This window comes from Methanosarcina sp. (assembly GCF_035390745.1).
GTDB lineage: Archaea > Halobacteriota > Methanosarcinia > Methanosarcinales > Methanosarcinaceae > Methanosarcina.
This window is the reverse complement of the sequence record NZ_DAOOUJ010000039.1, coordinates 16,867-30,614: the sequence shown is the minus strand read 5'-3', so window position 1 is coordinate 30,614 and position 13,748 is coordinate 16,867. Positions and strand designations below refer to the sequence as shown.

The following is a 13,748-nucleotide window of genomic DNA, read 5'->3' as shown; positions in this document are numbered from 1 at the left end:
TTTTTTTTCATTGATTGTGAGGTTATCCTGAATACTCATATGTGACCATATCCTGTGAATCCTGATAATTTAAAACTTTGACATTGAAGTTTGATACCAAGAGTCTGGTGAATTATTGGAGATTCATGAATTTACTAAGATTCATGAGTTAATGGATGATTTATTTTTTGTAGATGATCCTGTACTCATCCAGATGTTCTCTTGCAAGTTCCCGCTTTTCCTGGTGATCTTTAAGGAACTCCTGCATTTTTTCGGCTGCAAGCTGCTTGCATGAGCCGCACATTCTGGTTCCGGAGACGCATTCCTCTCTGATCTCAAGCAGTTCATCATCATCTTCCAGAAGGTGGAAAAGCATAAGCTCGAAGACAGAGCATTCATCGGGTTTCCCGCCCAGTTTTTTCTGCTCTTCAAGGGTCATACATCCCCCTGTTTTTGCCTTCTTTACTTTTTTCGCCCCTTCCTTCGGGTCATCTGTGAGGGCTATATGGCTGTCAGGGATACTGCTCGACATTTTTCCTCCCTGCAGTCCGCTCATAAAGCGGTGGTAAGTTGATGCCGGAGGAATGAAAGCATAGCTGTCGAACTCAGCTGCGACTTCTGCCACGATCTCTTCAAGGATTTTCCTTGCGGTTTTCCAGATTTTTCTGAAAACGAAGTATTTTTCATATTCTGAAAATTCAGGCGGTTTAGCCTCATTAGCAAATTTAGCGATTTCCTGAATCTGGGTCATGAAGTAATTCCTTTTCTCAGGCTGGCTTATCTGTAAAACAAACCTTTCAAGGAATGCATAGTCAGGAGTCTGGAGAACATCTATGTGCTCTTCGTAGAGTTTTACTTTTCCTGGAATGCGTTTTTTAAGTTCCTGCAAAGCTTCCTTAGGAGCCCCTTTCCCACGGACGCTGAGGTACTTCATGCCTTCTGCTGTTTCTCTTTCCTCTACCCTGAACATATTCATTTTGCCTGCAAGCCCCCTTGTTAGGCGGAGGTGAGGGTCCTGGTCAGGGCCTACGGGAACCACAACCGGTTTTGGCCCTCCGAATTCCTCAAGCTGGGGCTGAAGGATATCTGCAGCCTGGGTTGCTGTGCTGAGCATGTGGGAGAGGCTTGTTTCTCCTGAAAAGCCGTAGATAGCGCTCAGTTCCGAAAAATTTACTTTGGCTCCGAGTTCGAATGCAAGGTCTTTAACGCTTTCGCAGCCTGACTGGAAGTAAATGAGGCCGTCAGGTTTGAATCCGAGGGCAATGAGGCTCAATATGTATTCTTCTACCCCGATTTCCCTGCATTTCTGCCAGGAAAAACCGCGCACTGAAAAAGCTTCCCTGTCTGCAATCCCGACAAAGGCTGAAGCTCCTTTTTCCTGGTGCCAGACGATCTGGTCCATTACCATTTTGTGCCCCAGATGGACTTTCCCTGATGGCATAAAGCCGTCCATAACTGAAAAAGGGGCACCTGTCCGCATGGCCTCTGCAATCTGTTCGTAATCACGGTGCCCGAAGATGATTCTCCTCCGCATGTACTTCTGCGGGGACGGAATTTCCGGAAGTATATTTTCAAAAGGAGAAATCCCGAATTCTTCGAATAACTTGGAGTAGTCAGTGATATTGCTTGAACTCCACGGATCAAGTTTGTTATCCATAATGTCCCTCATGGGCTGCCTTTTCCGGAAAATACTGCAGGCAGTTTTTCTTGCTAAACAAGGGTAGCATAAATAAAGTGTAAGCTTTGTTCCGGTTAAATCGCTCTTTAAAAATACCTGCTCATATGTAAATGTTTATCTTCTGGTAACAATTCCAGAAATTTTTCTCTCAGTTTTAGATTCTAACCCCCAGAAATATATATTCAAAAGCTCAATTGTAGTGAGATGGATAAGAGTTCATGTCTGGCAGACATAAGCAGGATTTTAGCCGGATTGAAAGAGGTAAATGCAGCCTATATATTCGGTTCATTCCTTGAAAAAGAAGATTTCAATGATATCGATGTAGCTCTGCTCCTGTCTGAAAGTTTAGATCCTTATAAAAGCCTTAAGTTCTCTTTAAAAGTAGCGGGTGAACTGGAAAGACAGATCAAGCCCAGATTTGAATTTGATGTAAAAATACTGAATAATTCCCCATAGAATTGCAGTTTGAGGTTATCAAAAAAGGACATGTTATTTTCTCCAGAGACGAATCCAGTAGAATAGATTACGAATCTGAAGTAATCCCGGCTTATCTGGACCTGAAGTACATGTATGATTTGATAGATAAAAAATTCCTGGCGAGGGTCTGAAATGAGAACGTTTTCCCATCTCAGAGAACTCATACTATCTTAAAGTTATTTCCCGCAAATCTCTTCAAAAGGATAGGGCAATTTTGCCTCTTCAGGGATTTTCTCGACAAGCTCCATAAATTCAGGGTCATGCATGGGGCTTATATTCTTCTGCCTCTGGAAATACGGATAACTCCTTATCCTCTGCCAGATCTCTTTTAAAGACACTTCTTTTACATTCCCGAACCTGAATGGAGGATACGGGCTTGGTTTCACGTCTCCGTCCACGGTCACATGCATCCAGCGTCTGCCTGCCATTGCACCCATCATCTGCCCTTCAAAATATGTGTTTGAAAACATTCGAGGACCTTCCGGGGCAGAATTAATCCTGTGATACATTTCAAGGATTGTTCTCCTGTCTCTGTCAGTAATTACAGATTCGCCTCTTCTCTTTGGCATCGACTCCCAGACTGAAAACTCGTGTACTCCAAGTTCCGATGCAAGTGCATAGAGAGCAGGAAGTTCTTTCATGTTTGAAGGAGAAGCGTGTGTTGTCATCACAACCAGAAGCCCTGCTTCAAGAGCAAGTTTTATGGTTGAAATCGCCCGTTCGTAAGACCCTTCCGATTTTCGGACCGCATCATGCTTTTTGGGATCAGTCGAATAAACGCCAACCATCAGGGAGTGAAGCCCGGCTTCTTTCAAGCGGCGGGCAGTTTCTTTTGTGAAGTCCGTACCCCAGGTAGAACAGTTAACTATAGCGCGTTTTTTATCCACATACTCGATAAGTTCAAAGATCTCTTTACGCAGAAGAGGGTCATTTTCGGTAAAACTTATAATTAATGTGCCAAGGTCCAGGGCTTCATCTATTACTCTTTTAATCGTGTCCGTATCCAGTTCGTCGACAACTGTTCCCGGTGGATACCTTGAACCGCTCTGGCGAGTGATTTCAATAGAAACTGTTTCAGGAATATATTTCCCCAGAGCTATCTGGACTTCTGCAAAAATAAGGCGTTTAAAAGCAGGACTGGGTATCGGAGGCAGCCAGGCTGAAGGAACAAAGCAGTCCTCCTGCACAAGAGCCGGTTTTTCCTCCTCCAGGCGTGAATTCATCTTTTTCAATATAGGGCTGCATGCGGATTTCAATGGCCCGCTTGCTGTAAGTTTCACGGCTTTTCCTTCACGCTGCTGAAGATTCACAGACAGCCCCGGCATGGAGAAAATTTCTGTATTTCTTTTTTTTGTGGGAAAATCCGACACATTCTTTTTTTCTGGAATCATTTTTCCTCACAGGTAATTTTTCGGGTTTCTGATTTACTGACAAATCTCTAATCTCTAGGTTTAATATCTCTTAACACTTATTTAAATCGTACCTGTCTTTTCTGGAATCAAGAGAAACCAGGACTTAGATTTTTTTCCAGGAAATTTGTTGAACCAGTTTCAATAATCATAAAACCTTTAAAAATAGACTGCAACCGAATATAATGCTGAACACAAATAGCTGTTAAAAGTGAGAATATCAGTTTGAGAATATCAGTTTTTGAAAACGAGGACTTAAGCTGTCCGGGCACGAAAACCGAAAAATAGTAGTCTGCCTGGACTGCCTCTTTAAAATAAAAAGCTTGGACCTCAAGCCCTTTCCGAGAAGGCGAGGTTTCCGCTGATTTTCTTTATCTTTACTTTTACCACGTCGCCTTTTGCGGCTCCGGGCACGAAGACCGTATACTTGTCTATTTTTGCTATCCCGTCACCTTTGGACCCAACGGCATCTATCCGGAGTTCATAGGTTCCACCCTCTTCGATGGCTTCCCTGACAACCACATTGCTTACCTTTCTCTTTTTGACAGGTCTGTGCGCTCCGCAGGCAGAGCACTGCAGGACAAGCACCCTGTCAACCCTGACAAGCTGGGTATCCGGGCGTTCGCATTCCGAGCACATAACGTATTCGTCAACGTATGCCTGAATGTTGTCTGTAATCTGAGCTCTCGTAAACCTGCCCTGGAAGACTGCACGTGTGCCTTCTATCTTCCCTGCAGTCCCCAGTTCCCTGGTGAGATATTTCATCAGGTGGTCAGGGTCCCGGTTAAGGGTGTCTGCAATACTTCCGAAGTTATCCAGAATTGTGGTCTTGCCTTCGGAAAAGAGTTTGGGTTCAGGGATTACGAATCGAGCATCAGTAGTCTTTGTATCCGGCATCTTTGCCATTGCACGGTTTAAAAGCTCTTCGTAATCATACATTCTTTAGACTCCCTTGTAATTGGCTTCTAACAGGTTACTGTACCAGTTCTGCGCCTTCATCGATAACGATTCTGCAGGGGGTTGGAAGTTTCTGTCCTGCATGCCAGAGAGCTTTCTTTGCAGCCTGGAAGTTCTGCTTCTCAACGGCTACTGTAAAGATCTTCTGCATTGATTTTACCCTTGCTGCGGTACCGACGTTCTTTCCAAAAGCCCTGCGCATTCCACTGGACACACGGTCAGCACCAGCTCCAGTTGCCTGCTTGTTTTCCCTGAGAACTTCGTGGGGATAAACACGGAGCTTCATGTAAAAGCCCATCTTTCCTGTATCTTCAACAAGGTGCCTGTTTGCAGTGATACGGGCTGCTTCAAGTGCAGTGTGCCTTATCTGGCATTTCTCTTCTGCAAGCAGGGAAATTTTTACTGGGAAAGTTGTGTTTGCTTTGTCTCCCATATCATAGTGAATAACCTGGCTTCCTGGAACACCGCCCATGTATTTTCTTCTGGTAAATGAGCGCTGCCTCACGTTTCTGTACATACTTCCTGGCTTTCGTACCATTAGTTTGATTCTCCTGAAAAGTGATGATTTTGATAATATTTTGAGTGGAAGCTTTTTCCACTTATAATCCATTTATAAGCGTTTGCTTCAAGTTCACAAAAAACTGTTTAGCAAATCGTTGAGCATGGAGATATGTGCATATAAAGATCCCTGCCTGTATTTACATTTATCTGTAAACCTGCCCCTGCGGGCCCTGGCAGGAAATTTCTGTATCACCCGGTTCTCCGATAGGGAATTTCATGCCTGAGATTCTACATCCCTTGAAATTTTATATATCCCGGGCTTAGGTGACTTACTCCCTACTACTTAGTGGTTTATAAGTTTTATTGATGTTTCCGGGTATTTTTCAAAAAATCCTGCAAGAAGCCCGAAGCATCCTGAAAGCATCATGCTCCCGAAAGGTGCTGCAAAGTGAATTTTTTCTAAAATTTCCTGCCTGAATTCCGAGGATGGAAGCTTTTCAAGCATCTCCCTTTTAGGTCCTGTAACCATTATCGAACGTACCTGTTCAAAGCCGTGAGCTTCCTTTATGTATGCCCCGTGCCCTCCGTCTTCAAATACCTCATCAAAACCAAGTTTCCCTTCAGCAAGCCTGATAATATAGTCCTGAAGCTTTTCCGGGTCCATGCTGGAACTGTGATGCTCGAAAATAGCCGTGATCCTGTTTTCACTTACGAGAGCTCCAAGTGTGTGTCCGTTCCCTATATTGATCACGATGGAAGGCTGGACTGCTACCGGATCTGCAAGAGCTCCAAATACAGCTGCAGGTCCGGTATCCATGAAGACTGCCCGCGTATTGAGGGCTGTAGTGGCTTTAAGAAGCGAATCTGCCTGGGCTTTCATGCGCGTAAACGGTGGTGGAATTTCCTCGGGACGGTAGACAAAGTCTTCGAGCTTTCCTCCCTTCTCGATGAGTTCCTTTAAAAGTTCAAACCTGTAGACTCTGTTGCTCTTATCCGGAGCATTCCCGTGATCCTGTACTGCCACTGCATAATTTTCCGGCATCCTGACCTCAAAATTTGAAAATGCACATGAAACAGCATAGGGGTCAAAGTCCTGCATAACAATTTCCAGCGCCTCTCCCGAATCTGCAAGCCTTTTTGCCTCTTCCTCCATAACAATCTGGACTCCAAAAGACTTCACTCTCTCAAGGTTGTCGTGAAGGGTCAGAGCAGCTGATTCAGTGGCGTATACAGGGAGCCCTGCTTTCAGGTGTGTGCGGACAGCCCATGCCGAAGGCCCTCCTCCCATAATGGTTCCGGTAAGCACAAGTGCTTTTCCTGCTTTAGTTACTCTTCTCACCCTTTCCGCAGTCACCTGTGTGGGAGCAGGCATGACCATAATAAGGCTGTTTTCAACTTCTTTTCCAGAATCAAAAAGCAGGATATCCTGCGTACCTGTCCCTATGTCCGCCGCAATTATGTGCATAACCGAGCATTGGGCTGATAAGTTATTAAAATATGGGAAGGCAAGTAGCTTTGAGGATACAGGATAAGAAGAAATAAAACATCATATGAAAAACTAAGTAAATGGAGAGTGCCGTTTTCATGAAAGAATCTACACCAGAAATCCATAAAAAAGACGCTAAAAAATCCTTTTCTTTTGCTCTAATCACAATTTCGACATCAAGGTACGGGAAGTACGGAAATCAGGCTTCTCCTGATGAAGCTGAAGACCTTTCAGGAAAGGCTATGAAAGAACTTCTCGAGGCGGCAGGCAATAAAGTATCTTTCTACAGGCTTGTGCCTGACGGAAAAGATGCAATTCTTGATGCTCTTTTTTCCGCTCTTGACAGTTCTGCTGACATCGTTATAACAAGCGGAGGCACAGGGCTTGCTCCAAAAGACCTTACTATCGAGTCCGTAGTCCCTCTTTTTGAAAAAGAAATCCCTGGTTTCGGAGAACTTTTCAGGTACAAAAGCCTTGAAGAAATAGGGACTTCAGTGATCCTGACCAGGGCTTCGGCAGGCATAATGAAAGGAAAGGCTGTATTCTGCCTGCCGGGGTCGCCAAACGCGGTGAAGCTCGCCCTTTCTAAGATTATTATTCCTGAAGCAGGGCACATTGTAAGGCATGTGAAGGAATAAAGGCAGTGCAGCGAATTTTCTATAAATTCAAAATCAATTTTTTGGATACGGTATATGTAACTAATCTTATGATCTCGAATTCTTGACTCAAAAATCTCTTAAAATTTGTAATTTTATAGAAAAATTGGCACACTGCCGGGAAGACCAAAAGCCCTTTACGGAGAAAAACTAATTTTTTGTTGATTATGGAGGCCCTATTACAAAAATAACATATGCCTGCAAACTACTCTTTTTCTAGGGAGAGGTACACCTTCTGAGGGGTTAAATTGGCAAAAGGCATGGTTTATCTTTACACAGGAGAAGGAGAAGGAAAGACCACAAACGCCCTCGGGATGGCTCTCAGGGCGGTGGGTCACGGGTACAGGGTCATAATTATCCAGTTCATGAAAGGTAGAAAATACATAGGGGAATACAAAGTTAAGGACAGGCTAGCGCCTGAATATGAGATTCACCAGTTCGGAAGGGAAGAGTTCATAGACTTCAAAAACCCCGTGCCCCTGGATTATGAGCTGGCAGAAAAGGGGCTCGAATTCGCAAAAGAAGCCCTCAGGAGGAAGCCCAGGCTTCTTATACTGGATGAGATCAATCTTGCAGCTCATTTCGGCATTGTGAAGACCGAAGATATCCTGAAATTACTGGAAGACATCCCCGAAGAGACAACAGTCATCCTGACAGGGCGGAGGGCTCCTGAAAAACTGGTCAAAAGGGCAGACCTGGTGACTGAAATGAAGTTTGTTAAGCATCCCTTTGAGAAAAATGTCCCGGCAAGGGAAGGGGTTGAATATTAACTCTTAACATATAGTTTCCTGTATGTATATATCCAGGAATGGTGTGAGAGAATGGTTGTACAGGAGAAATTGTTGTTAGGAGCTAAGGCTTCAAAGAATTCTACTCTTACTCTGGTTTTTCTTTCAATATTAAAAGGCATCGTCGGCTTTTATTCCGGAAGCTCGGCTCTGATCGCTGATGCTGTCCACACATCCCTGGATATCTTCGCATCATTTGCCGTCTGGGTAGGGCTCAAGCTCAGCCTTAAAGGCAGCGAAGAAAAATTCCCCTACGGCTACTACAAAGCAGACAACCTGGTTTCGCTCCTCGTGTCTATTATAATCCTCTTTTCAGGAGTCGAGCTTGTACGTGAGGCGCTGCTGAACATAACAAGTCCCATCGAGCTGAAATTGCAGGGAATTGCACTTGGCACAGCTATATTCTCGGTAATAGCAATGTATGCATTATCTCAATACAAACTCAGAGTCGGCAAACTGATAGATTCTCAGGCTTTGATTGCCGATGCAATACACTCCTATATAGACGTTTTCAGTTCCCTGATAGTTGTTATTACTATTGCTGGTTCGATCCTGGGGGTGTTTTGGCTCGATAGTGCTGGGGTGCTGGTCATCTCTGTTATGATATTCAAACTTGGAATCGGTATGGCAAGGGATTCTGTACTGACACTTATGGACGCATGGCTGGATAAAGACTCGATTGCAAAAATAAGGGAAAATGTGGGCAGCATTCAGGGTATTAAGAGGGTCGATGAAATCAGACTTCGAAAGTCTGGGCTAGTAGTATTTGGGGAGATTGAAATTGAAATAGAGGGCGATGCCAATCTTAAAAGAGTGGAAATGCTCTCCTAAGAGATCGAAAAGACGGTGAAAAACGAGGTAAAGAACCTGGAACATCTGGTTATAAATGTAAAGCCCGAAAAGGTATCTGTTACGAAGATTGCATTTCCTGTTCTAATGCCGGAAGGTTTGCATTCAAAGGTTTCCCGGCATTTTAGCAAAGCTCCGTACTTTATTTTTATTGAACTCGAAGAGGATAAAATAAAAAGCTGGGATGTCAGCGAAAACCCTGCTGCAGGCCTGGAGAAGAAAAAAGGTCTCAGAGCGGCAGAGTTTCTGAAGAGTCAGGGTGTCAATGTTCTGGTCGTGGATGAAATCGGAGAAGCCCCTTTCCACACTCTCCGCGATAGTTTTGTGAAGCTACTCCAGATGCCAGAAGAAGAGGAAGATGTTGAAAAAGTTGTGGAGAAGGTTTCAGAGTTGAACACGCTCACAGCACCTACGGAGTAAAATTATCTGTAGCTTGGGGCCCAATGAAAATAATCCGGGAGTTTAACCTGCAAAAATTACAATCGCAAGTGGAAAAGGGGGGACAGGGAAAACAACAATAGCTGTTAATTTTGACCTTTCAATCGAAGATGTACAGTCCTATGATTGTGATTTTGAGGAACCTGACTGTCATTATTTGGACAAACAATATCATTGAACCCTGGTTTTGGTTTTCACTTTCCTATTATATGGACATATATTAAATCAAACAGATACTATTGAATATATATTCATAAATGGCTCCAGGAGCGAGAGTTGTAGATATTATGCCAAGGTTGGATCAGGTTCAGGAAGGTAATAAAGTAAAGGTTAGAGAAATAAGGGGAGGTCGAAGCGTAAGACAAAGATTAGCGGAGATGGGTATTCACCCTGGGGATATTGTGGGAATAATTAGGAGCTCTGTATTTGGCGGACCCCTGCTAATTGATATCAGGGATAGTGAAGTTGCCATAGGCAGGAGTGTAGCCCAGAAGATTGAGGTGGAAGTGGTGGATTGATCATCGCACTTGCCGGTCAGCAGAATTCGGGCAAAAGCACAATTTTTAATCAACTGGCCGGGTATCGTGCCGTTACTTCGAACTTTCCTGGCAAGACTGTACAGTATACCAAAAGTCAGGTAAACTATCATGGCAAGGTTTTTGACATTGTGGATTTGCCAGGGACATATTCCCTGACATCCTTTGATCTCGCAGAACTGGAATCCAGAAAGTATCTGCTAAAAGGCGAAGTGGATGTCGTAATAAATGTAATAGATGCTTCTCTTCTCAGCCGGAGCTTAGAGCTTACGAAACAGCTTATGGAACTGGAAATACCTCTTGTCCTGTGTCTAAATTTCATGGATGATGCCCGCAGAAAAGGAATCCATATCAATACAAAAAAACTCTCTGAAGTGCTTGGGGTGCCGGTAGTCTCTGCCATTGCCGTAAAGGGCATTGGAATCCAGGAGCTAATAGAGGAGAGCCTCAAGGCTGGAGAGCAAAAGGAGCTGGGAAAAAGCCTGTCTTTTAGCAAAGATGTGGAAAAGGTCGTCGAAGATCTTGCAGTAAAAGTCTCGATTCTTGCAAAAGAATGGAATGTTCCTGAACGCTTTTTAGCCATGAAACTTCTTGAAGGAGACGAGTATTTTTTAACTAAGATTGAAGATGTAAAAATCCTTGAAGAGATAACACATGCTCAGAAGATCCTTGAGAAATCTCATGGGAGACCTTCTGATGTGGTTATATCTTCAGAGCGCCATGCTCTTGCCATTAATATATTTGATGAAGTAGCTACTGTTGGAAAACTAGGGATCACTTTCAGGGACAAACTGGACAAAGTTCTAATGCATCAATATCTGGGCTATGTTTTTTTGGCTCTAATCCTCTACCTTTTTTTCAATATTGTGTTCTCGCTGGGTGCTGTGATAGAAAGTCCAATAATAAATTTCTTTGAAAAATCAGTAATCCCTGCAGCCAGGGTGCGTTTAGGGACCGGGTTAGCTCAATACCTGTTTATCGGGGTGATACAGGGTTTTGCAGGAGGTATAGGAATCGTCCTGCCATACCTAATTCCCTTTTTAATAGGGCTTGCTGTAATGGAAGATGCGGGATACCTGCCCAGAATCGCTTTTCTTATGGATACATTCCTGCACAGAATGGGACTTCATGGCAAGTCTATACTGCCCCTGATTCTTGGCTATGGCTGTAATGTGCCGGCTGTTATGGGTACACGGATCCTGGAATCCGACAGAGACAGGTATATTACAGCTGTTCTTGCCACCATGGTGCCCTGTGCTGCCAGAACCACTATTATTTTGGGTCTTGTGGCATTTTTCATAAGTCCTGCCGCTGCACTTGGAATATATATCCTGAACATTGTCGTAATTGCGCTTTCAGGCACGTTGCTTGCAAGAATTATGCCTGAAATAACGCCGGGTTTAATATTGGAAGTCCCAAGATATCAGATTCCTTCTGTCAAAGTGGTTCTAAATAAGACCTGGTTGCGGACAAAGGAGTTTGTCTTCATAGCGTGGCCTCTGCTGATTGCGGGAAGCGCTGTCTTGAGTTTTCTGGAATACTACAAAATGGATATGGCGATCAACCAAATTCTGTATCCTTTGACATCATTACTCCTCGGCCTTCCGATGGTTGTTGGTATAACTCTCATATTCGGTATCCTGAGGAAAGAACTGGCAATGGTTATGCTTATTCAGACCCTTGGCACTTCACACGTTCTCGATGTGATGAGCAGAACTCAGATTATGACTTTTGTAGTTTTCGTGACATTTTATATTCCCTGCATTGCAACCATTGCTGTTTTGATACAGGAGCTTGGAAAAAAGAGGGCAGGGTTTGTGATCATTTTCACGACAATTATGGCAACTGTAATGGCACTTCTCATCCGGATTGTCGGAGAGCTATATGGTTATTGAATATGATTGCATATGTCTTCGGTTAAGTAAAAATATCTATTATATAGTAGTGGAGCTTCTAAACGGCTTGCTCCACATCATTTTTAATATATCTTCCTTCTTTATCCAGATATATGATAATTCTTCATGCAGGAAGAGTCGGAAAACAGTTTTTCTTATGGGGGGAAAGCCCGGCCGAAAGTGAAACTCCGGTTGTTCGGCGCGGGAGAAAGCCTAAAAACCCGATTGTAAAACCTTATCCTTATGATTCGGGCGTTGAAAACCTGTCTTCTGCCCTTGAGCTGCTGCTGGGCAGTACTGGTCGGAAAGAGGCAGAGAAAATTAACGTCTGGGTCCCGACAATGGGGGGGAATCCTGTCCCTTCAAGCCCTCTCGTTGCTGAAATACCTGATTCGAAAGCGGAACATGTACTGGCTCCCTGGACTGTTCATGCATACCCTCTGGAAGCTGAAGATGCTATTGTTCTACTCTGCGCCTGCATGGGAAAGAAGGTTCTCGCTCCCGGCATAATCTCGGGAAATGACCTTCTCTGGTGGGCGGATGCCCTGAAATTTGCAGGCTCGCTGGCAGCAGGACAGAAATACCTGCCCGGCGTCAGGGGCGGGGAAGGAGAATACAGAGCTTTCTGGGAACCCGTATTTTCCGGAGAAGATGCCGGAGAGCTGGCAAAACTTGCAAAGCAAATGCCCCCTGTTGCAAGGGCTCTTGCTCCTGAAACCTCTGCCGTGCCGCCGGAAATACCTGCTGCTTTAGCGGCAAGGCAGTTTATTGAAGATTCTCTCGACTGGATAGTCCGGTCCGAGATCGGGGAAAAAAAGCCTGCAAAAGAGCCGCGCAAAAGAAAATCCTTTGACAGCGTCCATGATGCCTGGGTTTCCGCTCTTAAAAGCCCTGATGGACTGATCTACGGAGATGAAAAAGAACTCCTGCAGCTTGCGGTCCGGACCCGTGAATGGCAGCGCCCACTCACCATCCTCACCACTTCTCCTTTCAGGTTCTGTTTCCGGCTGGAAGAACCGGCTGCGGAAAAAGAAACCGAAGAAACCGAAGCCGGGAAAAGAGATACTAAAAAAGGTAAAGGAATAGCCGATATCGAAGTTCCCGAAGGGCTCTGGTACGTCCGCTACATGCTTCAGTCTTACGAAGACCCAAGCCTTCTGATCCCTGTGAAAGAAGCCTGGAAGCCAAAAAAGGGCAGCCCGTTGAAAAAATACGATGTGAAAAACATTCGCCAGTTCCTGTTATCTTCCCTCGGGCAGGCTGCCGGCATCAGTGCAGAAATTGCTTCCAGCCTTGAAGCTCCCAATCCGTCGGGATATTCCCTTGATACGAAAGAGGCTTATCGTTTCCTGACTGAAAGTGCAGCGAATTTAAGTCAGGCGGGTTTCGGGGTACTTCTCCCTGGCTGGTGGACCCGTAAAGGCACAAAGACCCATCTGAAAGCTCAGGCTAATATTAAGGGCAAGAAGAAGTTGCAGGCCGGATACGGACTTACTCTCGATAAAATCGTCAGCTTTGACTGGGAAATCGCCCTTGGAGACAGGGCGCTGACAGTCAGAGAACTGCAGGCTCTTGCAAAGCTCAAAGCTCCGCTTGTGAAATTCCGGGGTCAGTGGGTCGAGGTAAACGATGCGGAAATCCGTGCTGCTCTTGAGTTCTGGAAGAAAAACCCTAACGGAGAAGCAAGCCTGCGCGACGTTCTAAAGCTGGCTGTGGGAGCTTCCGAAAAAGCCGATGGTGTGGATGTTGAAGGGCTCAATGCAGCCGGCTGGATTGAAGAATTAATTACCCGCTTGAAAGACAAAACCGGATTTGAAGAACTTCCGGCCCCCAACGGTTTTTCAGGAACCCTTCGTCCATACCAGTTCAGAGGTTACTCATGGCTGGCTTTCCTGAGGCAGTGGGGCATAGGAGCCTGCCTTGCAGATGACATGGGGCTTGGCAAAACCGTCCAGACTCTTGCTCTTATCCAGCATGATCGGGAACAGGTTGAAGCAAAAGTTGCAGAAAATGCTGAAGAAAATGCTGAAGAAAAAGTTGCAGAAAAAGTTGCAGTAAATGCTGAAGAAAAAGTTGACGGACGTAAAGTTCCAAAGCCG

15 protein-coding genes are annotated in these 13,748 nt (G+C 44.8%); 10 read left to right on the top strand and 5 right to left on the bottom strand.

Annotation, left to right across the window (positions count from 1 at the left end; translation table 11 throughout):
* Nucleotides 1–160: 160 nt before the first annotated feature.
* On the bottom strand, nucleotides 161–1,636 hold the full coding sequence (locus PLL47_RS09910; protein WP_324446033.1) for a tryptophan--tRNA ligase: 1,476 nt from the start codon (nucleotides 1,634–1,636) through the stop codon (nucleotides 161–163).
* Nucleotides 1,637–1,861: 225 nt separating this feature from the next.
* On the opposite strand from PLL47_RS09910, the gene PLL47_RS09905 reads away from it, so the two are divergent.
* Together PLL47_RS09905 and PLL47_RS09900 are read left to right on the top strand one after the other, a co-directional pair.
* Nucleotides 1,862–2,113 (top strand): nucleotidyltransferase domain-containing protein, encoded by a 252-nt coding sequence (locus PLL47_RS09905; RefSeq protein WP_324446032.1) that lies wholly within the window; start codon nucleotides 1,862–1,864, stop codon nucleotides 2,111–2,113.
* A 2-nt stretch (nucleotides 2,114–2,115) separates the two neighbouring features.
* Nucleotides 2,116–2,265, top strand: a complete 150-nt coding sequence (locus PLL47_RS09900) for a hypothetical protein (protein ID WP_324446031.1) — start codon at nucleotides 2,116–2,118, stop codon at nucleotides 2,263–2,265.
* Nucleotides 2,266–2,310: 45 nt separating this feature from the next.
* Here PLL47_RS09900 and PLL47_RS09895 read toward each other — a convergent pair whose 3' ends face one another.
* From PLL47_RS09895 to PLL47_RS09880, 4 genes are all read right to left on the bottom strand, one after another.
* Complete coding sequence (locus PLL47_RS09895; RefSeq protein ID WP_324446030.1) at nucleotides 2,311–3,525, bottom strand: radical SAM/SPASM domain-containing protein; 1,215 nt, start codon at nucleotides 3,523–3,525, stop codon at nucleotides 2,311–2,313.
* Between the two features lie 348 nt (nucleotides 3,526–3,873).
* The gene (locus PLL47_RS09890) at nucleotides 3,874–4,482 is read right to left on the bottom strand and encodes a translation initiation factor IF-2 subunit beta (protein ID WP_324446029.1); all 609 of its coding nucleotides are present in this window, start codon (nucleotides 4,480–4,482) and stop codon (nucleotides 3,874–3,876) included.
* A gap of 34 nt (nucleotides 4,483–4,516) precedes the next feature.
* Nucleotides 4,517–5,038, bottom strand: a complete 522-nt coding sequence (locus tag PLL47_RS09885) for a 50S ribosomal protein L16 (protein WP_324446028.1) — start codon at nucleotides 5,036–5,038, stop codon at nucleotides 4,517–4,519.
* Nucleotides 5,039–5,344: 306 nt separating this feature from the next.
* Nucleotides 5,345–6,466 (bottom strand): DUF1786 domain-containing protein, encoded by a 1,122-nt coding sequence (locus tag PLL47_RS09880; RefSeq protein WP_324446027.1) that lies wholly within the window; start codon nucleotides 6,464–6,466, stop codon nucleotides 5,345–5,347.
* A gap of 119 nt (nucleotides 6,467–6,585) precedes the next feature.
* On the opposite strand from PLL47_RS09880, the gene PLL47_RS09875 reads away from it, so the two are divergent.
* The 8 genes from PLL47_RS09875 to PLL47_RS09840 all read left to right on the top strand — a co-directional run.
* Nucleotides 6,586–7,125, top strand: coding sequence for a MogA/MoaB family molybdenum cofactor biosynthesis protein (locus tag PLL47_RS09875; protein WP_324446026.1), 540 nt, complete (start codon nucleotides 6,586–6,588; stop codon nucleotides 7,123–7,125).
* 266 nt (nucleotides 7,126–7,391) lie between these two features.
* Nucleotides 7,392–7,913: a cob(I)yrinic acid a,c-diamide adenosyltransferase gene (locus tag PLL47_RS09870; protein WP_324446025.1), complete on the top strand. Its 522-nt coding sequence runs from the start codon at nucleotides 7,392–7,394 to the stop codon at nucleotides 7,911–7,913.
* Nucleotides 7,914–7,985: 72 nt separating this feature from the next.
* Complete coding sequence (locus PLL47_RS09865) at nucleotides 7,986–8,762, top strand: cation diffusion facilitator family transporter (RefSeq protein WP_324446024.1); 777 nt, start codon at nucleotides 7,986–7,988, stop codon at nucleotides 8,760–8,762.
* Between the two features lie 15 nt (nucleotides 8,763–8,777).
* Nucleotides 8,778–9,200 (top strand): NifB/NifX family molybdenum-iron cluster-binding protein, encoded by a 423-nt coding sequence (locus PLL47_RS09860; protein WP_324446023.1) that lies wholly within the window; start codon nucleotides 8,778–8,780, stop codon nucleotides 9,198–9,200.
* A gap of 55 nt (nucleotides 9,201–9,255) precedes the next feature.
* Nucleotides 9,256–9,396 carry a nucleotide-binding protein gene (locus PLL47_RS09855; RefSeq protein ID WP_324446036.1) on the top strand — a complete coding sequence of 47 codons (141 nt, stop codon included), beginning with the start codon at nucleotides 9,256–9,258 and terminating at the stop codon, nucleotides 9,394–9,396.
* Between the two features lie 79 nt (nucleotides 9,397–9,475).
* Complete coding sequence (locus tag PLL47_RS09850) at nucleotides 9,476–9,736, top strand: FeoA family protein (RefSeq protein ID WP_324446022.1); 261 nt, start codon at nucleotides 9,476–9,478, stop codon at nucleotides 9,734–9,736.
* Nucleotides 9,733–11,649: a ferrous iron transport protein B gene (gene feoB, locus PLL47_RS09845; RefSeq protein ID WP_324446021.1), complete on the top strand. Its 1,917-nt coding sequence runs from the start codon at nucleotides 9,733–9,735 to the stop codon at nucleotides 11,647–11,649. Before PLL47_RS09850 ends, feoB begins: the two co-directional genes overlap by 4 nt.
* A 113-nt stretch (nucleotides 11,650–11,762) precedes the next feature.
* The coding region (locus PLL47_RS09840; protein WP_324446020.1) for an SNF2 helicase-associated domain-containing protein at nucleotides 11,763–13,748 on the top strand (1,986 nt) is incomplete at its 3' end.

Excerpts from the sequence above, each read along its gene's own strand:
- PLL47_RS09910 (WP_324446033.1), bottom strand. The coding sequence starts at position 1,636 with ATGGATAACAAACTTGATCCGTGGAGTTCAAGCAATATCACTGACTAC.
- PLL47_RS09885 (WP_324446028.1), bottom strand. The coding sequence starts at position 5,038 with ATGGTACGAAAGCCAGGAAGTATGTACAGAAACGTGAGGCAGCGCTCA.
- PLL47_RS09850 (WP_324446022.1), top strand. The coding sequence starts at position 9,476 with ATGGCTCCAGGAGCGAGAGTTGTAGATATTATGCCAAGGTTGGATCAG.
- PLL47_RS09880 (WP_324446027.1), bottom strand. The coding sequence starts at position 6,466 with ATGCACATAATTGCGGCGGACATAGGGACAGGTACGCAGGATATCCTG.
- PLL47_RS09875 (WP_324446026.1), top strand. The coding sequence starts at position 6,586 with ATGAAAGAATCTACACCAGAAATCCATAAAAAAGACGCTAAAAAATCC.
- PLL47_RS09890 (WP_324446029.1), bottom strand. The coding sequence starts at position 4,482 with ATGTATGATTACGAAGAGCTTTTAAACCGTGCAATGGCAAAGATGCCG.
- PLL47_RS09895 (WP_324446030.1), bottom strand. The coding sequence starts at position 3,525 with ATGATTCCAGAAAAAAAGAATGTGTCGGATTTTCCCACAAAAAAAAGA.
- PLL47_RS09905 (WP_324446032.1), top strand. The coding sequence starts at position 1,862 with ATGGATAAGAGTTCATGTCTGGCAGACATAAGCAGGATTTTAGCCGGA.